General features: G+C 61.3%; 24 protein-coding genes and 2 tRNA genes. 4 read left to right on the top strand and 22 right to left on the bottom strand.

The window, feature by feature from the left end; all coding sequences use genetic code 11:
- Positions 1–6 precede the first annotated feature (6 nt).
- The 9 genes from OOT55_RS04970 to OOT55_RS04930 all read right to left on the bottom strand — a co-directional run bounded on the left by OOT55_RS04970 (position 7) and on the right by OOT55_RS04930 (position 11614).
- The gene (locus OOT55_RS04970) at positions 7–282 is read right to left on the bottom strand and encodes a DUF3012 domain-containing protein (RefSeq protein ID WP_265368032.1); all 276 of its coding nucleotides are present in this window, start codon (positions 280–282) and stop codon (positions 7–9) included.
- Between the two features lie 7 nt (positions 283–289).
- A complete protein-coding gene (gene hemB / locus OOT55_RS04965) occupies positions 290–1273 on the bottom strand; it encodes a porphobilinogen synthase (protein ID WP_265368031.1) in 984 nt (327 codons plus the stop codon).
- Positions 1274–1718: 445 nt separating this feature from the next.
- Positions 1719–2144 carry a hypothetical protein gene (locus tag OOT55_RS04960; RefSeq protein ID WP_265368030.1) on the bottom strand — a complete coding sequence of 142 codons (426 nt, stop codon included), beginning with the start codon at positions 2142–2144 and terminating at the stop codon, positions 1719–1721.
- Positions 2145–2217: 73 nt separating this feature from the next.
- On the bottom strand, positions 2218–2826 hold the full coding sequence (locus OOT55_RS04955; protein ID WP_265368029.1) for a transglycosylase SLT domain-containing protein: 609 nt from the start codon (positions 2824–2826) through the stop codon (positions 2218–2220).
- Positions 2826–4871: an NAD-dependent DNA ligase LigA gene (gene ligA / locus OOT55_RS04950; protein ID WP_265368028.1), complete on the bottom strand. Its 2046-nt coding sequence runs from the start codon at positions 4869–4871 to the stop codon at positions 2826–2828. The genes OOT55_RS04955 and ligA overlap by 1 nt, the downstream gene beginning before the upstream one ends.
- Before the next feature lie 72 nt (positions 4872–4943).
- Positions 4944–6170: a cell division protein ZipA gene (gene zipA, locus OOT55_RS04945; RefSeq protein ID WP_265368027.1), complete on the bottom strand. Its 1227-nt coding sequence runs from the start codon at positions 6168–6170 to the stop codon at positions 4944–4946.
- Between the two features lie 45 nt (positions 6171–6215).
- Positions 6216–9725, bottom strand: coding sequence for a chromosome segregation protein SMC (gene smc / locus OOT55_RS04940; protein ID WP_265368026.1), 3510 nt, complete (start codon positions 9723–9725; stop codon positions 6216–6218).
- Between the two features lie 138 nt (positions 9726–9863).
- Positions 9864–11141, bottom strand: coding sequence for a c-type cytochrome biogenesis protein CcmI (gene ccmI, locus OOT55_RS04935; protein ID WP_265368025.1), 1278 nt, complete (start codon positions 11139–11141; stop codon positions 9864–9866).
- On the bottom strand, positions 11138–11614 hold the full coding sequence (locus OOT55_RS04930; protein WP_265368024.1) for a cytochrome c-type biogenesis protein: 477 nt from the start codon (positions 11612–11614) through the stop codon (positions 11138–11140). The genes ccmI and OOT55_RS04930 overlap by 4 nt, the downstream gene beginning before the upstream one ends.
- A 194-nt stretch (positions 11615–11808) precedes the next feature.
- Between OOT55_RS04930 and OOT55_RS04925 the strand changes: the two genes are divergently transcribed.
- Together OOT55_RS04925 and OOT55_RS04920 are read left to right on the top strand one after the other, a co-directional pair.
- Positions 11809–11884 (top strand) — tRNA-Val (locus tag OOT55_RS04925).
- Positions 11885–11903: 19 nt separating this feature from the next.
- Positions 11904–11980: transfer RNA gene (locus tag OOT55_RS04920), tRNA-Asp, on the top strand.
- Between the two features lie 300 nt (positions 11981–12280).
- Here the strand turns inward: OOT55_RS04920 and OOT55_RS04915 are convergent.
- Genes OOT55_RS04915 through ccmA form a run of 7 tightly spaced genes read right to left on the bottom strand, consistent with a single transcriptional unit; the run spans position 12281 to position 17656 of the window.
- Entirely contained in the window at positions 12281–12811 is a 531-nt protein-coding gene (locus OOT55_RS04915; RefSeq protein ID WP_265368023.1) for a DsbE family thiol:disulfide interchange protein, read from the bottom strand.
- Positions 12808–14796, bottom strand: coding sequence for a heme lyase CcmF/NrfE family subunit (locus OOT55_RS04910; RefSeq protein ID WP_265368022.1), 1989 nt, complete (start codon positions 14794–14796; stop codon positions 12808–12810). Before OOT55_RS04910 ends, OOT55_RS04915 begins: the two co-directional genes overlap by 4 nt.
- On the bottom strand, positions 14786–15256 hold the full coding sequence (gene ccmE / locus OOT55_RS04905; RefSeq protein ID WP_265368021.1) for a cytochrome c maturation protein CcmE: 471 nt from the start codon (positions 15254–15256) through the stop codon (positions 14786–14788). The genes OOT55_RS04910 and ccmE overlap by 11 nt, the downstream gene beginning before the upstream one ends.
- A gap of 50 nt (positions 15257–15306) precedes the next feature.
- The gene (gene ccmD, locus OOT55_RS04900) at positions 15307–15525 is read right to left on the bottom strand and encodes a heme exporter protein CcmD (RefSeq protein ID WP_265368020.1); all 219 of its coding nucleotides are present in this window, start codon (positions 15523–15525) and stop codon (positions 15307–15309) included.
- Positions 15522–16274: a heme ABC transporter permease gene (locus tag OOT55_RS04895; RefSeq protein ID WP_265368019.1), complete on the bottom strand. Its 753-nt coding sequence runs from the start codon at positions 16272–16274 to the stop codon at positions 15522–15524. The genes ccmD and OOT55_RS04895 overlap by 4 nt, the downstream gene beginning before the upstream one ends.
- A gap of 25 nt (positions 16275–16299) precedes the next feature.
- Positions 16300–16986 (bottom strand): heme exporter protein CcmB, encoded by a 687-nt coding sequence (ccmB, locus tag OOT55_RS04890; RefSeq protein ID WP_265368018.1) that lies wholly within the window; start codon positions 16984–16986, stop codon positions 16300–16302.
- The gene (gene ccmA, locus OOT55_RS04885) at positions 16976–17656 is read right to left on the bottom strand and encodes a cytochrome c biogenesis heme-transporting ATPase CcmA (protein WP_416140973.1); all 681 of its coding nucleotides are present in this window, start codon (positions 17654–17656) and stop codon (positions 16976–16978) included. The genes ccmB and ccmA overlap by 11 nt, the downstream gene beginning before the upstream one ends.
- Before the next feature lie 93 nt (positions 17657–17749).
- On the opposite strand from ccmA, the gene OOT55_RS04880 reads away from it, so the two are divergent.
- Both OOT55_RS04880 and OOT55_RS04875 read left to right on the top strand, forming a co-directional pair.
- Complete coding sequence (locus OOT55_RS04880; protein WP_265368016.1) at positions 17750–19252, top strand: flagellar hook-length control protein FliK; 1503 nt, start codon at positions 17750–17752, stop codon at positions 19250–19252.
- Entirely contained in the window at positions 19249–19572 is a 324-nt protein-coding gene (locus OOT55_RS04875) for an EscU/YscU/HrcU family type III secretion system export apparatus switch protein (RefSeq protein ID WP_265368015.1), read from the top strand. The genes OOT55_RS04880 and OOT55_RS04875 overlap by 4 nt, the downstream gene beginning before the upstream one ends.
- Positions 19573–19592: 20 nt before the next feature.
- On the opposite strand, the gene OOT55_RS04870 is transcribed toward OOT55_RS04875, so the two are convergent.
- From OOT55_RS04870 to OOT55_RS04845, 6 genes are read right to left on the bottom strand one after another with little or no spacing between them, the layout of a single operon-like run.
- Positions 19593–20321, bottom strand: coding sequence for a hypothetical protein (locus OOT55_RS04870; RefSeq protein ID WP_265368014.1), 729 nt, complete (start codon positions 20319–20321; stop codon positions 19593–19595).
- Positions 20306–20830 (bottom strand): DUF2878 domain-containing protein, encoded by a 525-nt coding sequence (locus OOT55_RS04865; RefSeq protein WP_265368013.1) that lies wholly within the window; start codon positions 20828–20830, stop codon positions 20306–20308. The genes OOT55_RS04870 and OOT55_RS04865 overlap by 16 nt, the downstream gene beginning before the upstream one ends.
- Position 20831: 1 nt before the next feature.
- On the bottom strand, positions 20832–22100 hold the full coding sequence (locus tag OOT55_RS04860) for an SAM-dependent methyltransferase (protein WP_265368012.1): 1269 nt from the start codon (positions 22098–22100) through the stop codon (positions 20832–20834).
- Between the two features lie 2 nt (positions 22101–22102).
- The gene (locus OOT55_RS04855; protein WP_265368011.1) at positions 22103–22891 is read right to left on the bottom strand and encodes a DUF1365 domain-containing protein; all 789 of its coding nucleotides are present in this window, start codon (positions 22889–22891) and stop codon (positions 22103–22105) included.
- Positions 22891–24156 (bottom strand): NAD(P)/FAD-dependent oxidoreductase, encoded by a 1266-nt coding sequence (locus tag OOT55_RS04850; protein ID WP_265368010.1) that lies wholly within the window; start codon positions 24154–24156, stop codon positions 22891–22893. Before OOT55_RS04850 ends, OOT55_RS04855 begins: the two co-directional genes overlap by 1 nt.
- A gap of 26 nt (positions 24157–24182) precedes the next feature.
- Positions 24183–24938 (bottom strand): SDR family NAD(P)-dependent oxidoreductase, encoded by a 756-nt coding sequence (locus OOT55_RS04845; RefSeq protein ID WP_265368009.1) that lies wholly within the window; start codon positions 24936–24938, stop codon positions 24183–24185.
- Position 24939 lies beyond the last annotated feature (1 nt).

Genomic DNA, 24939 nt, shown 5'->3' with positions numbered 1-24939 from the left:
CAGCGATTAATCGTAGATGCACTGGTCGGCGAAGGTCTGGGAATCCTCCCGCGACCAGTCGGCGTTGGGGACATTCATCATCTGTTCACACCAGGTATCGGTACCCGGCTCGGCATTGACTTCAATCTGCGGGATCTCAGAGTCCCGCTCCGCCGGGGCGGGAATCACTCCGATGTCCCGAGCCGGTTCTTCCGGCTGCGGCTCGGGTTGGTTCAGGATCAGCAGCACGCCGACCACAATCATCAGGACACTGGCGCCCATCAGGGCAAAAATCGCTTTCATGACAACCTCAGGATTCGTTCAGCCAGTCGGCCACGGTTTCGGCAAAATAGGTAATGATCAGATCGGCGCCGGCGCGTTTGAACGCCAGCAGGCTTTCCAGCGCAACCGCGCGCTCGTCAATCACACCGGCCGCCGCACCGGCCTTGATCATGGCGTACTCGCCACTGACCTGGTACACCGCCAGAGGACGGGCGGAGTGGGCCCGGATGTCGGCCAGCACGTCCAGATAGGCAATGCCCGGCTTGACCATCAGAATATCGGCGCCTTCGTCTTCGTCCTGCAGGGATTCCGCCAGCGCCTCACGGCGGTTGGCGGGATCCATCTGGTAACTGGCGCGGGTGCCCTTGAAGTTGCTGTCCACGGCGTCCCGGAACGGGCCGTAAAAGGCGGAGGCAAATTTGGTGGAGTAGGACATGACCGGAATATGGCCATAACCGGAGGCATCCAGCGCGGCGCGGATGGCGGCGATCATGCCGTCCTGCATGCCGGAGGGCGCGATCATGTCGACACCGGCCTGGGCGGCCACCACGACCTGTTTCTGCAGGTTTTTGAGGGTCGCGTCGTTGTCGACATCGTCTCCGTGGACCACGCCGCAGTGGCCGTGATCGGTATACTCGCAGAAGCAGTTGTCGCTGATGACGCACATGTCGGGTTGGGCGGTTTTGACGGTGCGGATCATGCGCGCCATCAGGCCTTCGGGGTTCCAGGTGTCGCAGCCTTCGGGGTCTTTATGCCGGGACACGCCGAACAGCAGGACGGCCCGAATACCTTTGTTCCAGGCGCTGGTCACTTTGTCGGCGAGCTGCGCTTCGGGGTAACGCACCACGCCGGGCATGCTGCCGATCTCGACGGGTTGATCAATGCCTTCTTCGACAAACAGCGGCAATATCAGGTCGCTGACCTCAAGCCGGGTCTCCCGAACCATGTCGCGCAGCGCGCCCGTCCGCCGCAGCCGACGAAACCGAAATTCGGGATGAGTATCGTTGGTCATTGATTACCTCTGATCGATTTTAAAATTTGGCGTTCTCTAACTCTCTTTAAAAGACAGCTTTAAAGCGACTTACGTACAAATCGGGGAGTCCGGCGGCTACGGGGTATAGCCATTGGAGACCCGCCGTGAACCCATCCATGGGGGCTTCTCGTCGACATCCATGTCTCCGAGAGTCTCCAATGGCTATACCCCGCATCCGCCTCATTGCTAACGTAGGCAACTTTGGTGCCGCGCCCAGCGTCGCTACGACCGCACGGAGGCGGATGCAAGGTAAGGGGTTTCGGAACCGTCGCTTCAGGGAGAAGCGATGGAGCCCCAGGGACGGGTTTATGCGTTTCCGAAACCCCTTACCTTGTAGCCGCCGGACCCTCTGGTTAGCACGAAAGTTATCGTGTCGCCATCGGAACTTCAGATCGTGATGGAGAAGGTTATCCAGTAGCCATCATTAAACCGCTAGCGCACCCTCGTGCGACCACTCGCAGCGTACCTGCATATCCCCCGAGCCCGGCTTGTGGTAATTCGCCGTGGACTCCCAGGTAAACGTATGGGTGCCGCACAACTCCGTCTCCAGATGAACCGTGGCCGAGACCCAGTACATCTTGCTCAGCAAATCCTCAAACTGTGCGATCCACTGATCCCACTCATACTCAACGGCTTTGTAAGACGCACCGAAATGCATCACCTCCGTCTGGTAATGCCCCGGGCGGACCTCCACCTGCGGGATCGAAAACATCTCCTGGGACAAAAACGGCCAATCGTCCGCGTGCGGCAACGTCAGCATCGCATCGCGATTGACCCGCAAGCGCTGGCCTTCCGACGGAAGGTACGCCATGTCCTTGATACAACCGTACACAATCGATTCTTGATCCATAGCCGCTCCTTTTCACGACTGCTTGACCAATGTTTTTGTCGGATTGGCGCGCAGCGCGTAATCCGACATCAGTTCACCGCAACGGCCACCACCAAGGGCCCTTGAAACGCCGCTCGCAGGACTTCAACTGCTCCCGGTAGCGCTTCGCCCGAGTCTCGACCTTCCCGGCGACACCCACCAGCCACGCTTTCTGGTCATAGGTCCGCCGTTCATAACCCCCGTGGCCTTCGTGGTAGGCCAGGTAAAGATTACGGGCGTCGTTTTTGCCAATCCCCACCCGCTTGTTGCTCTGGGTATTGTACCAACCAATAAAATCAATGGCGTCGGCAAAGTGGCTTCGGCTGGCCCAGTGATTGCCACTCATCCGTTGATACTCTTTCCAGGTTTCGTCCTTGACCTGGGCGTACCCGAACGCGCTGCTTTTTCTCGGCCCGGGGATCACCCACAGAATTTTGGTGCGTGGCGGCTTGGCCTTGGAGCGGAACGTGGATTCCTGGTACATCATCGCCATCAATGTGGGGATATCCGAGCCCCAGCGGCGCTCGGCCCGGCGGGCATCTTTATACCAGCCGCGCTTTTCGTCAAAGACGTCGCAGATATTGTCACTGCTCTTCGGGGGCGCCGAGGCACAACCCGCCAGCCCGGCGCATACCAACACCAGTATCAGGCTCGGAATTCTCATCAGGTCTGCTCCCACTTGGCCAACAACGCCAGCAAACCGGCCTCGTCCATTATGTCCACGTCCAGTTCCTCGGCTTTCTTCAGTTTCGAGCCCGCGCCCGGGCCCGCCACCAGATAGTCGGTTTTCTTCGATACGCTGCCCGCGACTTTGGCCCCCAATGCCTGCAGACGTTCCTTGGCTTCGTCCCGGGTCAGGGATTCCAGGGCGCCGGTCAGGACGTAGGTCAACCCGGACAGCGGCAACGCATCCCGGTCAATGGGCGCCTGCTCGGGCCAATGCACCCCCGCATCGCGCAGCGCCTGCACGGCGTCCCGGTTGTGGGGCTGATCAAAAAACTCGGCGACAAAATGGGCAACCACCGGACCGATATCTTCCACCTGCTGCAGGTGCTGCTCGTCCGCTTCGGCCAGGGCGTCCAGGCTGCCGTAATACTGTGCCAGGTTGCGGGCCGTGGCCTCACCCACCTCGCGAATGCCCAGCGCGTAGATAAATTTCGCCAGAGTGGTCTGCTTGCTGGCTTCCAGTGCGTTGAGCAGGTTGTCCGCGGACTTTTCGCCCATGCGCTCCAGCCCGATCAGATCCTCCCGCGTCAGATGGTAGAGATCCGCCACGGCGTTCACCAGACCCTTTTCCACCAGTTGGTCCACGAGCTTGTCGCCCAGACCGTCCACATCCAGTGCTTTGCGCGAAACGAAATGCTTGATGGCCTCCTTGCGCTGGGCAGCGCAGATCAGACCACCGTCGCAGCGGGCCACGGCCTCGCCCGGCACACGCTCTACGGGTGAGCCGCACACCGGGCAGTGATCCGGAAATTCGATGTCACGGGCATCGTCGGGGCGGCGATCCGCCACCACGGAGACGATTTGCGGAATCACATCCCCGGCACGCCGCACGATGACGGTATCACCGATCTTGACGCCCAGTCGTTCGATTTCATCACGGTTGTGCAGGGTGGCATTGGATACCGTTACGCCCCCCACAAATACCGGTTCCAGCCGGGCCACGGGGGTCACGGCGCCGGTGCGCCCCACCTGAAACTCGACGTCGAGCAGTCGGGTCATCTCTTCCTGGGCGGGGAATTTGTAGGCAATGGCCCAGCGCGGGGCCCGGGCCACGAAGCCCAACTCCTCCTGCAGATCCCGACGGTTTACTTTAAAAACGATACCGTCGATATCGTAATCCAGTTGGGCCCGGCGCTCGCCCAACTGCCGATAGTACTCAATACAGGCCTCAACGCCCTGCACCACTCGCATTTCCCGGTTGATTTTGAGCCCCCAGTCGCGGAAAGCCTCAAGCGTTTCCGAGTGTTTGGCGGGCACTTCGCCATCCTCGACATAGCCCACGCTGTAGGCACACATTTCCAGAGGACGGGTGGCGGTAATCCGCGCATCGAGCTGGCGCAGGCTGCCGGCCGCCGCATTGCGCGGGTTGACGAACAGTTTTTCGCCCTTCTCCCGGGCCTTTTCATTCAGTGCCTCGAAGCCGGCCTTGGGCATGTAAATTTCACCGCGCACTTCCAGAACCCGGGGGTACCCCGAGCCGCGCAATTTCAGGGGAATGGAATCGATGGTGCGGACGTTCTGGGTAATGTCCTCACCCTGAGTGCCGTCGCCCCGGGTCGCGCCGCGCACCAGTAACCCGTCGCGGTACAGCAGGCTCACGGCAATTCCGTCGAGCTTGGGCTCGCAGGCGTATTCGATGGTCGCCTCATCCTGCAATCGTTCCCGCACCCGGCGGTCGAACGCGATCAGGTCTTCCTCGTCGAAGGCGTTGTCGAGGGAGAGCATCGGCAGTTCGTGGGTGACGGTCGCAAACGCGCTCAGCGGTGTCTGGCCGACCCGCTGGGTGGGTGAATCCGGCGTCACCAGCTCGGGATACTCGGCTTCCAGCGCCTGCAACTCGCGCATCAGCCGGTCGTAAGCCGCATCGGGAATCCGGGGCTCGTCCAGCGCGTAGTAGCGGTAGTTGTGTTCCTGAATCTCGGCCCGGAGCGCTTGCGCCCGGGCGCTGGTCTCGGCCGGAACGGCGGAGGTGGACTTGGCCATGTACAGGGTTATCCTGGCAGTCGGGTTACATCGGTATCAGAGCGTTCAGCGCCGCGTTCGCGTTCATGCCACCTAGTGCGGCATCCGGGAAAGTTGCTTGCGCTCGAACTCGTGAATTCGCTGGCGGCAATGCTCCTGGGTCTGCCGGGTCATGACGCTGCGATTTTCATCCTTGAGTTCACCCCCCAGTTCAAGGGCGATGGCCCGAGCCGCCTCGAGCATTTCATCGAACACTTCCACGTTTTCCAGTTCAACGCGCTCTTCGAGAGGCAACGTCATAAACAGGCTGACCCCGGGTGTGGTGAAGTCCGCCATGGTGTCCAGATCGAAAACGCCCGGTTTGACCATATTGGCCAGACTGAACAGAATCGGGCCGCCGCCTTTGGCCCCTTCGTAGCGGTGGAAAATGTTCATGTCCCCGAAGCGCAGGCCCGCTGATACCAGAGAATCCAGCAGGGCATCACCCCGGAACTGCTCGCCACTGGGTGCCATCACGTTCACTATCAGCACTTCTTCGGGTTGCGGTGGCGCCTTGGGTGCGTCGTCGGGTCTGGGCTTGCGGGCCGCTGCGGCCGCCTTCTCAGGCTTGCGGGATTCGGGTTTGGGCGCTGCAGGCCTGGCGGGCTTCGCCGTCGGCGGCTCGGGCTTGCGCGGCTCGGGGCGCGCTGGCCTGGCCGTCTCCGGCTGGGCGGCCCTGGCCTTGGCGGGTGCACTGTCCGCACTCCCGCCCAGGGTGGGCTCGATCCGCTCCGGGTCGTCCTCAAAGGTATCGTCGCCGGTGGTTTCCATCAGGATGGGCACCGACTCGTCCAGATTCAGTGTGACCTGCTCCGGAATACCCCGGTGGGTGTCAGAGCGCTGACGATCGGAAGACAGGCGCGAGGTGGCCGGTGGTCGGGTGTCAGACTCGGGAGTTTCGCCATCCAGGCCGTCCAACTCGGCCAGTTGCTCGTCGAGGTTCGCCTCGTCATCCTCGGCCAACTCCCCGTCCTCTTCACGGTCCTCTTCCCTGTCGTCTGCACTATCATCGAATTCAAGATCGTCGTCGACTTCGTCGACCGGCGCACGGTGAAACGGACGCTCGTCTTCCGGCGTCTCACGATAAGCCACGACCCGGGCCCCGCCATTGGGCAGCTCGGCGCTGTAATCGTCGGCCTCCGAGCGGCTTTGCCCTGCAGAGCGACGCATCGACGGAGAGACTTTCAGGGAGTCCTTCCGGGCATTGTGCATGCGCCGCCAGCCATCGAGCAGAATCCCGAGGATCAGCAAGATAATCAGTATCGTCAGCCAGTCACCCATAGCGTTAACCGTCAGTTACTCCGTTGTCTGCTCGCCCGAGGCGCATTATACCGCTGCCAGTTCCGCGGCTTCGTCCACATCCACGGTCACCAGGCGGGAAACGCCCGGCTCGTGCATGGTAACACCCATCAGTTGGTGCGCCATCTCCATGGCAATCTTGTTGTGTGTAATGTAAATGAATTGCACGTGCTGGGCCATCTCTTCCACCATGCGGGCGTAACGCCCCACGTTGGCGTCATCCAGCGGCGCGTCCACTTCGTCCAGCATACAGAACGGTGCCGGGTTCAGACGGAAAATCGAGAACACCAGCGCAATGGCGGTCAGTGCCTTCTCCCCGCCCGAGAGCAGGTGAATGGTGCTGTTCCGCTTGCCCGGAGGCCGCGCCATAATGGCAATACCGGTATCGAGTAAATCTTCACCGGTAAGTTCCAGATAAGCGTGCCCACCACCGAACACTTTCGGGAACAGCTCCTGTAGGGACTTGTTGACCTCGTCAAAGGTCTCCTTGAAGCGGGTGCGGGTCTCGCGGTCAATTTTGCGGATGGCGTTTTCCAGGGTTTCCAGGGCCTCGCGCAGATCCTCGTCCTGGGCATCCAGGTATTGTTTGCGCTCGGACTCGGTCTGGTACTCGTCAATCGCCGCCAGGTTGATCGCCCCCAGGCGCGCAATGCGGCCGGCCACCTGCTCCAGTTCCTGCTCCAGAGGTTTCACCTCGGCATCCTCGGGCAGCTCCGCCAGCAGCGTCTCCAGATCGAATTCATCTTCTTTGAGTTGCTGGGCGAGTCCGGCCCGCTGGACTTCAAAGGTCTGTGCGGCCAGGCGCTCCTGCTCCAGATGGGCGCGCACGGCCTGGACTTCCTGCTCGGCCTTGTGCCGGGCCTGCTCGGCGGTGCGCAATTCCTGCTCGACCTCTTCCAGCGCGCGCCGGGCCTCGCTCAGCTCGCCTTCGACGGCGAGCCGTTTGTCCAGGTTGGCTTCCAGCTCCAACTGATGCTCTTCAGCGGGATCCCGCGCTTCGCCGAGCGCCTCGAGTAACTGCTCTTTGCGCTCGCGCAGCCGCTGGGTCTGTTCCTGCAGCCGACTGATACCCAGGCGGATACTGTCCAACTGGGTTTTCAATGACTGGGCGCGCATGGCCATTTCATGGGCCTTGTCGCGATCGTGCCGGGCCTTTTGCCGGGCCTGGTCCAGGCCGCTGCGAATTTCATCGCGCTGCTGCAACAGGCGCTCGCGCTCATCGGTGTCCATTTCCATGGATTCGATGGCTTCGCTGAGGATCATGCGGGCCTCAGCCAGCTGTTCGCCCTCCTGATCCAGCTGTTCGCTGGCCTCGCGGATTTCCGTTTCGGTGCGCTCCCGGCGCACACTGATCTGTTCGATACGGGCCTGCTTGGCGCTCAACTGGGCCCGAAGCTCTCCCGCGCGCCGACTCTGCTCGTCAGACTCACGGCGCAGGGTTTCCCGCTCACGCTCCAGCGTCTGGACGGCTTCACGCCCTTCGGTGCGGGCCTCATCCAGCCGGGCAACCGTTTCTTCCAGTTCGGCAATACTGGCGTCCAGCTCTTCCAGTTCCTGGCGACGGGCGATCACACCATCGCTGGCGTCGGTGTCCCGGGCCACTTTCAGCCACTGGGGGCCGAGCCACAGGCCGTCGCGGGTAATGACCGACTCGCCGGCCTCCAGCTGTGAGCGCAGGGCCAGGGCGGAGGGTAGGTCTTCGGCGATGTAGACGCCGTGCAGCAGCTCGCTCAGGTCCCAGTCGGCCTGCACCTTGTCGAGCAGGCGTTCCGCCTTGTCGCCGGTACTGGCGCCCGGCCGGCGGGCGGTGTCCATCAACACCAGTTCGCCCTGACTGAGCCCGGCCAGAGTATTGGCCACGGCATCAAAACCGTCTACGCAGACGGCCTGAAGGCTGTTGCCCAGGGCGGTTTCGACGGCCTTGTCCCAGCCGTCCGATACGGTCAGGGTCTCGGCCACCCGGGGCTGATCGGTGAGTTGCTGCTCCGCCAGCCAGTCGGCCACCGCTTCGCTTTTCTCGCCCAGGGCCGCCTGCTGCAGGGCTTCCAGGGAGGCGTGGCGACCGCGCAGGCTCTGCAGCTTGCTGCGCGCCTGATCGAGTTCGTCGGCCAAGCGGTTGTTGCTCTCCCGGCGAGCGTCCAGTTCCTCGCCCAGCGCTTCGCTGCGGCCGCGTTTTTCCTCGACCACCAGGTCCAGTTCGGCCAGTTGCTCGTTCAGCTGTTCGATTTCTTCATCATCAGAGCCCAACTGGAGATTGGACTTCTCTTCCTTGAGTTTTTCAATCCGCTGCAACAAGCGCTGCTGGACCTGCTCCAGGTGTTGAATCCGGGATTGCTGCACTTCCGCCCGCTGCCGTGGCTCCGCCGCTCGCTGGTTGAAGGCGTCCCACTCACTCTGCCAGCGCTGCATGGCTTCTTCGGATTCCTGCAGGGCATCGCCGGAGGATTCCTCGGCGGCGCGCACCAGCTCCAATTCCGGCTCGATCTCCATCAGCTCCGCTTCCCAGCCCTCGGCCTTTTCCCGGTCGAACTGCAGGCTGTCCTCGGCTTCGCGGCTGTCCCGTTCGGTCTGCTCCAGGTCGGTCTGCAGTTGGCGGCTGCGTTCCTGGGCGTGCTGGATGGTCTGCTCGATGCGGGCAATGTCCGCCCCGATGGCGTAATAACGGCCCTGAACCTCGTTGAACTTGTCCTGAAGTTCGGTGTACTGGCTGCGACATTTCTCGATCTGGGTGTCCTTGTTCACCTGGTCGGTGACGAAGGATTCCATGCGTAGCTCCAGGTCGCGAATGCCGGTCTGCTTGGTCTTGGCCTGATCATCCAGATTGCGATACTTCAGCGCCTGTAACTGGGCCTTGAGCAGACGTTCCTCTTTTTTGTATTCCGTATACTTCTCCGCCGCCTGGGCCTGGCGCTGCAGACGACTGAGCTGGCGCTCCAGCTCGTCGCGAATATCGGTCAGGCGCTCGAGGTTCTCCTGGGTGCGGCGCATGCGGTTTTCGGTGTCACGGCGCCGCTCCTTGTACTTTGAAATCCCTGCCGCTTCTTCGATATAGACCCGCAGCTCTTCCGGCTTGGCTTCGATCAACCGCGAAATCATCCCCTGTTCGATGATGGCATAGCTACGCGGACCAAGACCGGTGCCCAGGAAAATATCGGTGATATCGCGGCGGCGGCATTTGGTGCCGTTCAGGTAGTAGAAATTCTGGGCATCGCGGGTCACTTTCCGCTTGATGGAGATTTCATTGAACGCGGCGTATTCGCCCTGAACCGTCTTGTCGGAGTTGTCAAAAACCAGCTCAATGGAGGCCTGTCCCACGGGTTTGCGGGCGTTGGAGCCATTGAAAATGACATCCGTCATGGCTTCGCCGCGCAGGTTCTTGGCGGAGGACTCCCCCATCACCCAGCGGACGGCGTCGATAATATTGGACTTGCCGCAGCCATTGGGGCCCACTACCGCGCACAGATTGCTGGGAAAGTTGACCGTGGTCGGGTCGACGAAGGATTTAAAACCGACCAGCTTGATACACTTGAGGCGCATAGGTCCCTATCACTCTGTTTCGACGTTTGGCGCCCGGAAAGCCGTCGCCTAGCCCATTGAAATCATTAGAATTTTACCGCATCCGGGGCGTGCCTCCGGACGCGGGTAGCAAAAGCGGGGATTCTACACGGATTTGTGCTATTCGGCGATGGGCTCGTCGATGACCAACGTCAGGGAATCGGAGGCGTTCCCCACGTCCACCGGCCCCATACGCCCTTCCCAATCTCCGGCCTGGGGCACGGCATCGCCACTGGGAGACAGCCGCGCCACCAGTTCCACCTGTTCGACCGTCGCCAATGAGGCCGAAGGAGACATGGCCATAGTTTCATCCAAAGTAATGGATATTGGCAATTGGCTTGCCGATATGCGCCGGATGGCCAGGGGCATGGGTGATCCGTCCCAGGCGCGGGCGTAAACAAACACCGTTTCGTCGCCGTCGTACTGGACTTGTTCATCCAGTGTCACTTCGACCGTAATGCTGACCTGACCCTCGGAAATCTCGGGGGCACTGGACTCGCCCGTCTGACCCAGCGCCTCGCGGGCGCGCTCGATGCCCCGCTGAAACGCCATGGCATTCCCGGACTGGGGATTCATCACATCGAGGGCACGTTGCCAATAGTCAATGGCTTCCTGAAAGTCGCGCTTACCGAACGCATCGATACCCGCCAGACCCAGGGCCGTGGTTTCCTGCGGGTCAGCGGCCAACGCCTCGTCGATGAGTGAGCGGGCGCGTTCACCGATCCGGTTGTCATCGCGGATGAACAATGTTTCCGCAAGTTCGGCCCGAATCCGGGCCGAGCCGGGCTCCAGCGCCAGAATACGCTCGTAGGCATCGACCGCCTGATCGTAATGGCCCAGCTCGCGGGAATAGTGAGCCAGCAGAAACAGGTATTGTGTTGACTCCGGTTCCCGTTTCAGACGCGCCTGGATGTGCTCGACCAGCTCCCAGGTGCGACTCGGATCCACCCGCTGATCGCTCATCCGTTCTTCCCGATCCAGGCGCGCCTTGTTCGCCTGGAGATTGGCCAGGAACACATCCTCGCTGGCGCCACGCCACTGGTAGAACGCCAGGCTGCCGATCATGGACACCGCCGCCACGATGATCAATACACGACCCCCCGGCAAGGCGCGTCCGCGCACGGGTTTACTGCTGGCCAGCTCCCGCTCCTCCTCCAAAAGCGCCCGCTCCTGCTCGAGTTTCAACTGCTCGAACGTCTCCTCGTTGATACGGCCCGCATCCCGGTCCGCCTTCAACTCCGCGAGGTACTTGCGGAACAGTGCGACATTGGTTTCCAGATAGTGCCGGCGCACCTGCTCAAGGTGAGAGCCGGTCGCCTTGCGTCGCATGGGCCAAAGAAAAAACGCCAGGGCCACGACCACCATCAGGGCCATGACCCACCACAGAGGTGTCATCATCGTTGGGGAGTCTCGTCGTCGGAAGAGTTCAGCAGCCGATCCAGCTCGGCACGTTCGGCATCAGTCAGATGCTCGGCAGGGCCCGCCCGGGTCGCCCCACTGCTGCGGCGTTGTCTGACGACCCAGATCAGGATAATGACCCCCAGCAACAGGACCACTACGGGTCCCAGCCAGAGCGCCAATGTGGCCGCTTTCAGCGGCGGGCGATAGAGCACATAGTCTCCGTAGCGCTCAACAAGGAAATCGGTGATCTCCTTGTCAGACCGCCCTTCATCAATCATCCGGTAGACCTGATCGCGCAGATCCTTGGCGATCGGGGAATCAGAGCCCGCCAGGTTCTGGTTCTGACACTTGGGGCAACGCAGCTCATCAATAAAACTCTGGTACCGCTGTCGGTCCGTCTCACTGTCAAACTCACGGATATCCACGGCGCCCTGCGCTGTCGACCAGGGCAGCAATACCAGCCACCCCATAAACCACCAAGTCCGTACCAATGACCTCAAGGCAAACGCCCCCTCTACTGATTCGCGAGCGGAGAGTATAACAAGCCCCTCTCTCGGGTGGCGAGAAACCGGGGAAAATTAGCCGGAGAAAGTTTTTTGAAAAAAATGCCAAAAAGCAATTGACCTGAGCCCCCGTTTCATTAGAATACGCAGCTCCTGAACGGGGGTGGTTAGCTCAGTTGGTAGAGCGGCGCCCTTACAAGGCGTAGGTCACAGGTTCGACTCCTGTACCACCCACCACAACCGTTCACACTACCGCGGACCGGTAGTTCAGTTGGTTAGAATGCCGGCCTGTCACGCCGGAGGTCGCGGGTTCGAGTCCCGTCCGGTCCGCCATACATACGAAAAAGGCCCACACTGTCGTGTGGGCCTTTTTCGTATGTATCGTGGTTCGCGATGGGCGAGAACCCGCGCTCCGGGTTCGACAAAATGGCAGGACAGCCATTTTGCACAGCCGAAGGCTGCCCGAAGGGCGAGGGCCATGGATGGCCCGAGTGAGTCCCGTCCGGTCCGCGCAGCGCGAAGCGCTGCCAAAGAGATCAGACGAAGACAATAAACCGCCAAGAAGTTCGGTTGGGTTACGGCGGATGCGCTTCGCTTATCCGCCCTACGCAACCTCTGCAGCCAAATTCCACCCTACTCCGCCTGCAACCGCTCCACCAACGGCCCAAGCTCCTCATCCCACACACGCTGGTCGATAATCCCCACATGGCGATGCCGGATGACCCCCTGCTTGTCCACCACGTAGGTCTCCGGCGCGCCGAACACGCCGAGGTCCACTCCGAGACGACCATCCTGATCGACCACGCTCAAACGATAAGGGTCGTGCAACTGAGCCAGCCAGCGTTTGGCCTCCTCGACATCGTCCTTGTAGTTGATGCCGTAGATGGGCATGCCCTCCTCCGCGAGCTGCACCAGAAACGGGTGCTCAATCCGGCAGGCGGCACACCAGGTGGCCCAGACATTGACCAGGCTCACCTCCCCTTTGAAGGTCTGCTCGGTAATCCGGGCATCGGCATCGCGCACCGTCGGCAAGCTGAAAGCCGGCACCGGGTCACCGACCCGGCTTGAGGGCATCTCCGTAGGGTCCAGGCTCAGCCCGCGCCAGAACAGAATGGCGAGCACAGCGAAGATCATCAGTGGAATAAAAAGCTTCAGACGATTCATCCGGCGTTCACCTCGCCGCCCAATGTCGGTGTGCGGCTGTCAGCTTCTTTCTGGGCCAGGCGGCGGTACCGTTTATCGGCCACGGCCAGGCCTCCGCCCAGCGCCATGAAAATCGCCCCAAGCCAGATCCAGCGCACAAATGGCTTGATATGCACCCGCATGGCCCAGGCGCCATTTTCCAGGGGCTCACCCATGGCGACATACAGGTCCCGGAACAGGCCGGGATCCAGGGCCACTTCGGTCATCAGGTTGCCACCGGCCAGGTAGCGTCGCTTCTGGGGCGTCATCTGAAACAGGTAGTCCCCGTCTTTCGACACACGGATACGGGCTTCATCGGCGATATAGTTGGGACCGCGCACCCGCTCAACGCTCTCGATCACAAATTCATAGTGGCTTGTGCGCACCGACTCGCCCGGCGCCATACGGACATCGCGCTGCTCGGTATAAACCGTGTTCAGACAGACACCAATCGTGGTGACCGCGATACCGGCGTGTGCCAACTGCATGCCCCAATAGCTCAAGGTCAGCTTTTTCAGGCCACTCCACCAGCGTTCGCTGTGACGCAGCCGGTAGCTCAGGTCCGACAGGCCTGCGGTTACGATCCACAGCGCGAAGAACACCGCCAGGCCGGCCTGCCACGAATACTGATCCCCATAGACGGCGGGAAACAGTGCACCGCCCGCCACGCTGATGGTCAGAGGTTTCCACAGCAGCTGGCGCAACTGCTGCCAGGTGGTGCGCTTCCAGTTACTGGAAACGCCCGGCGCCATCATCAGGCACACCAGCCCCATCAAGGGCACAAAAAACAGGTTGAAATACGGTGGCCCCACAGAAATCTTGCCCCAGCCCAGGGCGTCGGCAATCAGCGGGTACAGGGTGCCGAGCAACACACTGATCATGATGCTCACCAGCAGGATGTTGTTTGCCAGCAGAAAGGTTTCCCGCGCGGTCGCCGTGAACCGGGTGGTGTTGTGCACGACCGGTGCCCGCAGGGCATACAGGGTCAGTGAACCACCCACCACCAGCAACAGGAACATCAGGATGAACACGCCCCGCTCCGGGTCATTGGCGAAGGCATGCACCGAGGTCAGCACCCCGGAGCGGACCAGGAAGGTACCCAGCAGACTCAGGGCGAAGGTGAAGATTGCCAGCAACAGGGTCCAGCTTTTGAACAACCCGCGCTTCTCGGTGACCGCCATGGAATGAATCAGTGCGGTACCCACCAGCCAGGGGAGGAAGGAGGCGTTCTCGACCGGGTCCCAGAACCACCAGCCACCCCAGCCGAGCTCGTAGTACGCCCACCAGCTTCCCAGCGCGATACCAAGGGTCAGAAAGGCCCAGGCGGTATTGGTCCAGGGGCGGGCCCAGCGGGTCCAGGCCGCATCCATCCGGCCACTGATCAGGGCGGCGATGGCAAATGCGAAACTGACGGCGAAACCGACGTAACCCATGTACAACACCGGTGGGTGGACAATCAGCCCGAAGTCCTGCAGTAGCGGGTTGAGGTCACTGCCCTCCTCCGGCGGCAGCGGCAGCAGCCGGTCAAACGGGTTGGAAGTCAACAGCATGAACAGCAGGAAGCCGATCGCCACAAAGCCCATCACCGCCAGCACCTGGGCCCGCAGGCTGAGGGGCAGGCTCTTGCTCAGATGCGCGATGGCCAGCGTCCACCCGGCCAGCATCAGCACCCACAACAGCAGCGACCCTTCATGGCCGCCCCAGACGGCGCTGATCTTGTAATACACCGGCATCAGCGAGTTGGAATGGCCCGCCACGTACGAGACGGAAAAATCGTCCTGAATGAACGCCACGGTCAGGCAGCCGAACGACAGGGCCACAAAAAAGAACAGGCCGGTCGCCAGAGAGCGGCTGGTGTGCATCAGCAACTGATTGCCGGTCAGCGAGCCCGCCAGGGGTACCGTGGCCAGGGCGAGACTGAATGCCAGCGCCAGAATCAGCGCGAAATGTCCAATCTCAGGGACCATAAACCATTACTCCACAGCCTTCGTCGTGATCGCCACCGGCGGCCGACATCGCGTCGGCGACCTCCGGGGGCATATATTCTTCATCGTGTTTGGCCAGCACTTCTGTGGCCCGGAAAACGCCATCCTCTCCCAGCGTCCCGTTGACCACCGCCGCTTCGCCCTCGGCGAACAGGTCCGGCAGGATACCGCCGTAGGTTACCGTGAAATCCACCACCCCGTCGGTGAGATCAAAGCGGGTCTCAAGGTCACCGCTCTGGGAGCGCTGCACACTGCCCGGTCGCACACAACCTCCGGCGCGGATGCGGGTATCCACCGGTGCCTCTCCGGAAACGATCTGACCGGGCGGATAGAACAGATTGATATTGGCGCGCAAGGCGTAAGCCATCAGACCCACGGCCAGGGTGGAAAAGACCACCACAAAAAGCACCATGAACAGACGTTGTCGACGGACGGGATGCATAGGCTACTTCACTTCTCTTCACGAAGGCGGCCGAAAGAAGCCGCAGTGTATCAGGATCGGGACGTCGCTGCCCCGCGTTGATCGGCGGGCCCCGAGGTACGCCGAAGCAGTGCCGCCTGCCGACGCAGCCAGCGTTTACGGCGAATACCCGGGCTCAGCAGTAGGTACAGGAGGGTTCCCCAGGTGATCAGGTAGCAGACCCACACGTAGGGCCCGTGCCCGCCCATGCGCAAAAACTCGCCAAACGAGTCAAAGTAAAAGCCCATCATGGACGCTCCTCCCGGGCAATCAGTTCCCGCACCCAGCCGGTTCGGCTCTCACGGCGCAGTATTTCAAAGCGGGTATAGCGCAACAGTACCACCGCATAGAATATGTAAAACGCCAGGATCATGGTCAACAAGGGGTACAGCATTGAGGCGTGAATGGTGGGCGCCGAAGTGAGTTTGAGTGTGGCGGGCTGATGGAGCGTATACCACCAGTCCACGGACTTGTAGATGATGGGAATGTTCACCGTACCGACCAGGGCCAGCACGGCACTGGCCTTATCGGCCGCTTCCCGGCTCTGGAACGCACTCTGCAGGGCCATGATGCCGAGGTACAGGAAGAACAGAATCAGCATGGAAGTGATGCGTGCATCCCAGGCCCACCAGGTGCCCCAGGTGGGTTTGCCCCAGATGGCGCCCGTCACCAGGGACACAAAGGTCAGGGCGGCACCAATGGGGGCGGCGGACTTCATCACCATGAAGGCCAGCTTCATCCGCCAGATCAGCCCCACCGCACCGCACACCGCCATGATGTAATACCCCGCCAGGGCAAGGAAAGCCGCCGGCACATGGATATAAATGATGCGATAACTGTTGCCCTGCTTGAAGTCCTCCGGCGAAAAGGCCAACCCCCAGACGGTGCCGAGCACCAACAGAACCAGGGCAACGGCCGTCAGCCAGGGCAGCCAGGCACCGGTCTTGTCATAGAACCAGCGGGGAGAGCCAAGTCGGTGAAACCATTGCCAGGAAGCCATTCGGTGGTGCTCCTCAGTGTTTGTATCAGTAGCTGTCGACACAGATGCGCAGAGCCGCCGCGGCGGCGAACGGGGCCAGCACGGCGGCCATGGCCCCGAAGGTCCCCAGCACCGCCAGGGCGACGCCCACCTCATTCCCCAGGGCGGCGTCGTTGACAGCGCTGGCGCCAAAAATCAATACCGGAATATACAGTGGCATCACGATCAGCGACAACAGCAGCCCGCCCCGGCGCAAGGACACCGTCAGCGCCGCCCCCACGGAGCCGATCAGGCTCATGGTGGCCGTGCCGATCATCAGCGACAGGCACAGTACCGCATAACCGCCTTCCGGAAGAGCCAGCATCAGCCCGAGCAAGGGGGACATCAGGGTCAGAGGCAGCCCGGTGACCAGCCAGTGGGCCACCACTTTAGCGAGGACCGTCAGGTAGAGCAATGACGGACTGACCAGGCACTGCTCCAGGGCGCCATCGTCAAAGTCGGAGCGGAACAGACCGTCCAGAGACAGTAGGGTTGCGAGCAGGGCCATGACCCACAGAATGCCCGGCGCCAGCACCGCGAGCAGCGCCGCTTCGGGACCCACGCCGAGGGGAATCAGGGTAATGGCAATCAGGAAGAAGACCAGGGGGTTGATCCAGTCGCCGGGGTGGCGCCCCGCGAGGCGCAGATCCCGTTTCAGGGTGGCGACAAACGCACTGCCCGGCTCAGAGCTCATAACCCGCCTCCTCTTCTTCACGCGGCGGGTAATCGAGCAGGTTGAGCGGGCGTAGTTCCGGCAGTCGAACCTCCTGGTGGGAGGTGAGGATCACCAGCCCTCCCTCACGGGTGTGGTTCTGGAGCTGTTGCTCCAGGTCCGCCACGCCCTTCTGGTCGATTGCGGTAAAGGGTTCATCGAGAATCCATAACGGTGCGCGGGACAGATACAGCCTCGCCAGCGCCACCCGGCGCAGTTGGCCGGCGGATAACTGGTAGCAGGGAATATCCTCATAGCCGGCCAGTCCGACCCGCTCGAGCGCGGCCACCGGGTCGCCCTGTTGGCTTCCGGCACTGAGCGCGCGATACCAGGCCAGATTTTCCAGGGGGGTGAGCGCCGCCTTGATGCCCGGGGCGTGACCGATATACAGCAGAGACTGGCGAAACGCCCAACGACAGGCGGAAACGCTCGTGCCACGCCAGGCAATGCGTCCCGCGGCCGGTGCACCGATACCGGCCAGCGTGCGTAACAGAGTGGTTTTGCCCGCACCGTTGGGGCCGAGGATCTGGACCCGTTCTCCGGCGAACAACCGGGCGGTCAACCCACTGAACAGGGGGCGCTCATCGCGCTCACAGGTCAGATTCTCTAATGTCAGGAGGAGCTCCGCCAAAATAGTGCCGCCGTTCGCCATACGAAAACGGCCCGCTGGCCGCTATACTGGTGAGCGACGGATTATAACGGGGTTGCGTCACTCCCCACAATGAAAAGCCCGAACGGACATGACATGGTTGATAAGCTGTCTCCGACAAATCCGATTCTGCCCTTGACGCGCCCCAGCAGCGGCGAACGTCCAGCGGGCGAATCCGGCCTGATGCGCCTGCTCATCGAATCGCTGGCCCGCTCGCCGGCCTCCGCGGTTACGGCCGAAGTACGCCAGGTGGCGCCCGTGACCGCCGAGCAGCGCCAGCAGTTGATCAACCGTCTGGTGGATACCCTTCTGCAGTGGCAGAGCCGACCCGAGAGCGCCAATCGCACGCAACAGCTCGCGCGGCTCACCGACGAACAGCAGTTGCTCAACGCGGCCCAACTCAAATTGGTCCGACTGAATGTTCAACAACAGAATGTCGTGACCTACACCGACCGGGCCCTGAAGCCGGGCCAACAGGTGGCCGTATACCTGGCTGAAAACCGACTGTGGCAGCTCGCCACACCGCGTGCGGCGTCGCCTGCCACGGGAGGCACCTCACCCTCTCCCCCGTCCGGTACCGCCAGCGGCCCCTCAGTCATTTCCGAGGCACTGCGCCGGGCGCTGCCGATGAAGGACGCTCCCGATCTTGCCCCGGCGCTGCCCCGCATTGATCAGTTACTCAGCTATCGACAACAGCGCGACCTGTTTTCCAGCAGTCTGCAACAGGCGCTGAGACAGGCCGCCCAGCAGCTGCGGGAGCCCTCCCGGTTGACCCGACCCGGCGGGTTGCGTGAGGCGCTGAGCGAAAGTGGCGTCTTTCTGGAGAAAAAGCTGCTGACCGCTCTGCGCACGGCGGCCCGTGACGCCGCGGCACCGGGCGCAACAACGGGGCAAGCCGACCGCGCCGGTGCCGACGCCGTGCACCGGGTACTGTCCGGAGACTGGAAAGGCGCCCTGTTGAAAGTGTTGCATCAGGTACGAGCCGAATTGGGTCGGCTCGGTCAGTCACCCGATGTCATGCGGGGCAATGAATTGAATCTGGGCGCGTTGCTCGAGCAGGTATCAACCCGCTCGGCACCGGAACTGGCGGACCGGAGTCTGCGCACACAGCTGCTACAGATGGTTCATCAACTGGCACTGCACAGTCTCGCGCGAGTACAATCCCAGCAGAGTCAGGCGCTCACCCAACAGTTTGCCCCCGCGGACGCCGGTCCCGCCCCCCAGACACTGACCCTGGAAGTGCCCATGCGCCTGGGGCAGGACGTTCAACCCTTGCTGCTGCGAATCGAACCGGAGCCGGAAAAGGATGAAACCGGAAGACGAACCGGGAAAATCCGCCAGTGGCAGGTTCAGCTCAGTTTTGACTTACCGGATGCCGGCACCCTGTACGCGCAGGTCACCGTGCGCGATCAGAAGGTGGCCACTCGCCTGTGGGCCGAGCGGGAACCGACGGCCAATGCCATAAGGTCGCGCCTGACGGAGCTGCGGCAACGTCTGGAAAAGGAAGGAATCGAAGTCACCCAACTGGAATGTCATACGGGCGCCCCACCCCGCCCCATGACGGACATTCGCTATTCACTGGTGGATATCACCACATGAGCGCACACCACGAAGAGACAACCGGGTTCACACCGGAGGACATCGAAAAAGCGGTCGCCCTGTTTTACGACGGCACCCACGCCCCCCACGTCAGCGCCAAGGGCCAGGGCGACGTGGCCCGGGAAATCATGGCCATCGCCGAAGCTGAAGGTGTGCCGCTGTGCGATAATCGCGAGCTGGTCAACCTGCTGGTGACCCTTGAGCTTGGCGATGAAATTCCCGAAAGCCTGTACCGGGCCGTCGCGCACATCATCGCGTTTGCCTACGAGCTGCAGGGCAAACGGCCCGAGGGATTCACACCGGGTTCGTCGACGCCCTGATCCCGTGCCTTACCCGGGTCTTAGGGATAACGGTAGTGAATTTCCACATCCCGCCCTTCGCCGTCGGCGTCCGGAATATTCGAGCGACCGCGAAAGACCATCAGACGGGTGTCCTCCGGATCATAGGCCAGGTACAGATTATCCGCGAACAATGACAGCACGGCACTGTTCACCCGGATACGGAAATACACCCAGTCCTCTTCCTGCTTTTGAATGGGCGAGTCCTCGGCGTCAATGCGCTCGGCGCGCAGGCGGACATTGGTCAGCCGATTGGGAAAGGCAAAGTGAAACGTCACCCGCTCTCCATCCATCAAACGATCCCACTGGCTCTGGATGAACGGATCGAAACCGGCGTCGATCACCTGCCGGCTTTTGGCATCCACCGTCTCGGTGTCCGGCGCGTCTACCGAGCCGCGCGCCAACCGAATCCGCTCCTCGTCATCCGTCCATCGGGCACTCCAGTGCAGATCCTCACGGAGGTCCCGCAGTTCAAACGAGGGACGACTGTCACCGTATGAGTAGTCGAGGGATTTCTCCGCAATACGCTCGCCGTCCGGGTCCACGTAATGCACCTCGCCCTTGCCATTCTCATCGATCGGCGTATACCGTTCTTCGTACAGCAATTGCTCAATGTCTTCGGCATGATACGCGGCGCCGATGATTTCATACTCGCTATCTTCCGCCAGAGCCTGAAACGCCGGAAACAGAAGCAGGCTTCCCACCACACTCGAGATCAAGGTTTTCCACATAACCGCTCTCCTCGCAACACCAGCCAACGATGCAGGGGTAACAACCAGCACCAGATGGCCATCATGATCAGAAACCCATGAGTGACCGACATACCCCATTCGACCCCGGACAACCGGACGCCGCCCAGGTACGCCATGGGACCACCCACAGCGCCGACCAAGCCAATCAACCAGGGGCGTTCATACAGACTCTTCAGCGGGTGATGTAAGGTCAGCGCCATGATCACCCAGAGCGACGTCAACCAGGCCGGCGCCAGACCCGAGGCGGACACGGCACTGTAATCCAGCACCCCGAAGTACCCCAGCAGGTTGTCGTGGGCGACCCCCATGGGCAGGGCCACGCAAATCGCCAGCCAGTCCCGTGGATGGACCGGGGCAAACCGGAAGTGCAGCACCACAAACAGAAACGTAAACGCCACACCCGGAACGTTGCCCAACAGCACGCACACAAACCAGCCGATTTGTGAAACGATTGCGTTGATCCACCAATAGTGTCGGGTCAGTGTCACGTCAGACCGGCTCCGGGCGATATTTGGGCTTGGCCATCAACAACTGGGCCGTACCGATACTGCGCTCAATGAAGCCTCCCTCGCAATAGCACAGATAGTATTCCCACATGCGGATAAACCGCTCGTCGAATTTCATCGCCCGCACTTTGTCGAGCTGCGCCTCAAACGCGAGCCGCCAATCCCTGAGAGTGCGCGCATAGTGCTGCCCGATATCTTCCAGGTGCAGCAGGTTCAGGTCGGTAAAGCGCCGGGTAAGGTCGCTCATCAAGGCCACGGAGGGCAATGAACCGCCGGGGAAAATGTACCGCTGGATAAAGTCCACATGCTTGCGGGCGTGCTCATAGCGCTGATCGGCAATGGTGATCGCCTGGATCAACATCAGACCATCGGAGGCCAACAGACGGGAGCAGCGCTCAAAGTACTCGCGGAAATGCTCATGCCCCACCGCCTCGATCATTTCCACCGAGACCAGCTTGGTGTACTCGCCGGTCAGATCCCGATAATCCTTGAACAGCAGCGTCACCCGATCCTCAAGCCCTGCCGCCTTGACCTGAGCCTGGGCGTGTTCCCACTGCGCCCGGGAAATCGTGGTGGTGGTGACCCGGCATCCGTAGTGACGGGCGGCGTAGATTGCCAAACCGCCCCAGCCGGTGCCAATTTCCAACAGGTGATCGTCCGGGCCCAGTTCCAGTTTTTCACAAATGCGCTTCAGCTTGTACTCGGCCGCTTCCGCCAGGGTCGACTCCGGATGCGGATAAATGGCCGAGGAATACATCATGCTCGGATCGAGGAACAGCCGGAAAAAGTCATTGCCCAGATCGTAGTGCGCGGCAATATTGCGCCGGGCCCCCTCTTTCGAGTTCCGGTTCATCCACCGGAACAACCGCAGAAGCCTCTTGCCGACATACGACTGACCGGCGTCCATCTTGTCGAGCGCGTGCATATTGCGGACAAAGATGCGCGTGACCTGAGTGAGATTCGGCGTCGACCAGTAGCCGCTCATATAGGCTTCGCCGGCGCCGACCGAGCCACCGAAAGCGACCTCGGCATAGGCCATCGGATTGTGCACATGCAGGTCGGCCACCAATATCGCCTCGTCGGCCGGCTGACCGAACTCATGACATTCATCGCCATCATGCAGGCGCAGGCAGCCCTCCTCCATGGCCGACAGGGTTTTGAGGATCAGACGCTTCGCCAGCGCCTGGTTCCAGCGAGGCTTGGCGAATCGATGACCTTTGAAGCGAGCGATGCTGGGGTTGGAATGCGTCACAACTACCTCCTGGGTGCCAGCGTAATTCGGGTGAGGGATCGTTCAGAAGCCGGGGCCGTCTGATGCCCATAGAGAGGCACCCGCTTTAACCAGAGTCTGAGTGCCTGCCAATAAATGGCCAGGGGCACTTTGATCGTTAGCCAGGGCTGCTGCCACAAAATGCGATTCAGACGTGAAGGCGCCCAGGCCAGTCGTTCCAGACTGAGCGTCGCATCCATGTGACGGGCGCCCTCCCGCCAGTTTTCCATGTGCACCAGCAGCGTTTCCTCCGGCGCGGTGCTGATCCACCGGTACTCCATATCAATCGGATTGAACGGCGATACATGAAAGGCCTTCCTGAAGCCCAATCGACTCTTGCCCGTGATCGGGTTGCAGGGAATCACGTAGCAGTGCCGCTCATTCCAGGGGGTGTTATTGACCTCCGCCAGGATGACACTGGGCCTTTCCGCGTCCGGTTCAAAGCAGTAATAGAAACTGACCGGATTGAAGCACAGCCCCCACTGACGCAGATTGGTCAGCAACCGGATGGGGCCGGAGGGACAGTGCCCCGTCTGACGGGTGACTTCCTCGCGCACCGCTGTCTTCAGGTCCGGCTTCTCGGGGTGAAGGTAATCCTCCCGCCGGAACCAGCCAAGTCGACGGCGATTGAACCCCCAGAAGCGCAGCCCTTCAAACAATCTCGGCAGTTCATCCAGGTCCAGATAAAACAGCGTCGACCGATAACGGAACTCGTGGTTTCTGGGCACAAAGCGGCGATGACGGACCCAGCCCTGATAAATGGCACTGTGCATCAGAAGGACTCCCCCAACGCCTTGGCCACACGCAGACCGGATACCACACCGTCCTCGTGAAAGCCGTTGCGCCAGTAGGCACCACAGTAATGGGTGTGATTGACCCCACTGATATCGCTCCAGCGGGCCTGGGCGGCGATACTGGCCCGATTGAACACCGGATGACTGTAGCGATAGCGACCGAGAATTTTGTGCTCATCCAGCCACTGCGTGGCATTCACGCTGACGCATATCGTCTCGGGACAGGCCAGACGCTGAAGCATGTTCATGTTGTAGGTCAGAACGGCTTCGTCATCCCGTCCGGGGCTCAGCCGGTAGTTCCAACTGGCCCAGGCGCCACGCGCTTTGGGAAGAATGCTTGAATCGGTGTGCAGCACCACGTCGTTATCCTGGTAGGGAATGGCCGACAGAATATCGTATTCGCGATCCGTCGGATCCACCAACAGCTTCAGGGCCTGATCGCTGTGGCAGGCGAAAATGACCTCGTCAAAGGCCTGCTCACCAAAACGGTCCGTGGTCAGACGCACCCCCTGTTCCGTGCGCTCCACGCGGGTCACCGGGCAACCAGTGTGGATACCCTCGGCGAACTCCCGGGTCAGCGGTGTCAGGTAGCTGTGGGAGCCCCCCTTGATCGTGTACCACTGGGGCTGTTGGGTGACGGTGAGCAGACCGTGATTATGGAAAAAGCGGATAAAAAAGATCAGCGGCATCTCCGCCGCACCGGACAGCCCGGAGGACCAGATGGCGGATACCATCGGCAGAATATAGTGTTCCCGGAAAAACCGGCTGTACCGTTCCTGTTCAAGGTACTGGCCCAGCGTCATTTCCGGGTCGATCTGGTCCTGCTCATACGCCTGGGTACAGGCGCGGTTGAAGCGCAGAATATCCCGCAGCATCCGCCAGTGTGCCGGCCGCAACAGATTGCGTTTCTGCGCAAACAGGCCGCGCACACCACTGCCACTATACTCGTAATGGTTGTCGGGCCGGGTCACGCCAAAGCCCATATCGGTCAACTGACTGGCGACCCCCAACCGGGACATCAGCTTGATGAAATTCGGGTATGTCCGGTCATTGAAGACGATAAACCCGGTATCCACATCATAGTCCTGCCCCGCCACGTTCACGCGCTTGGTGGCGGTGTGACCACCGATGGTGTCGCCCGCCTCAAACACCGTCACGCGATGCCTTTTGGCCAGCAGGTACCCCGCCGTCAATCCGCTGATACCGGAGCCGATGATCGCAATATGTTTTGTTTCAGAATCCATTGTGCCCACAGCACCTGATGTCTTGCTCAAGCTTTCACCATCTTCTTCAATAGAGCTGTTTTCCAGCCCAGGGGTAACCAGCTGATGAGGCGCATGGTCCACACCAACTGCCAGGGAAACTGCACAATTCGCTGGCGCCGGGCCATACCACGGGCAATGTGCTCCGCGGCCGTTTCGGCCTCGACCAGAAACGGCATTTCAAAGTCATTGCGATCGGTAAGCGGCGTTTTGACAAACCCGGGACGCACCAGGGTCACGTCGATGCCCTCCGGCGCCAGATCCACGCGCAGCGAGTGCATGAAGTACTCCATCGCGGCCTTTGAGGCGCCGTACGCTTCACTGCGGGTCAGCGGCAGGACCGTGACCATACTGCCCACTCCGACGACCTGCGCGCGATTCGGCGAGCGGCGCAGGAACGGCAGGGCCACCTCAACGGTATTGGCCGAACCGATCACATTGATGTTCATCACCGGAGCAAAGGGGGCCGCATCGAAGTGCTTGACGTCGATGTACTCGCAGGTGCCGGCGTTGATCACAACGGCATCCAGATGGGGGGTAATCGCCTTCAATCGGTCGGCCGCCTGACTCAGCGCTTCGCGATCGGTCAGGTCAACCGGCAGTGTGTGGCATTGTTCGGGGAACGCCCGGGCCAGGGCGTCCAACTTGTCGGCCGAGCGGGCACTGATCACCACCCGGTGACCGTCTTGCAGCAATCGGCGGGCCAGCGCTTCACCAATACCGGTTGAAGCACCTGTAACCCATATCCAGCGGGACTGGTTCATA

It is taken from the genome of Marinimicrobium sp. C6131, from assembly GCF_026153455.1.
Taxonomy (GTDB): Bacteria; Pseudomonadota; Gammaproteobacteria; order Pseudomonadales; family Cellvibrionaceae; genus Marinimicrobium.
The sequence above is the reverse complement of the archived record's forward strand: the minus strand, read 5'-3'. Positions and strand labels throughout refer to the sequence as shown.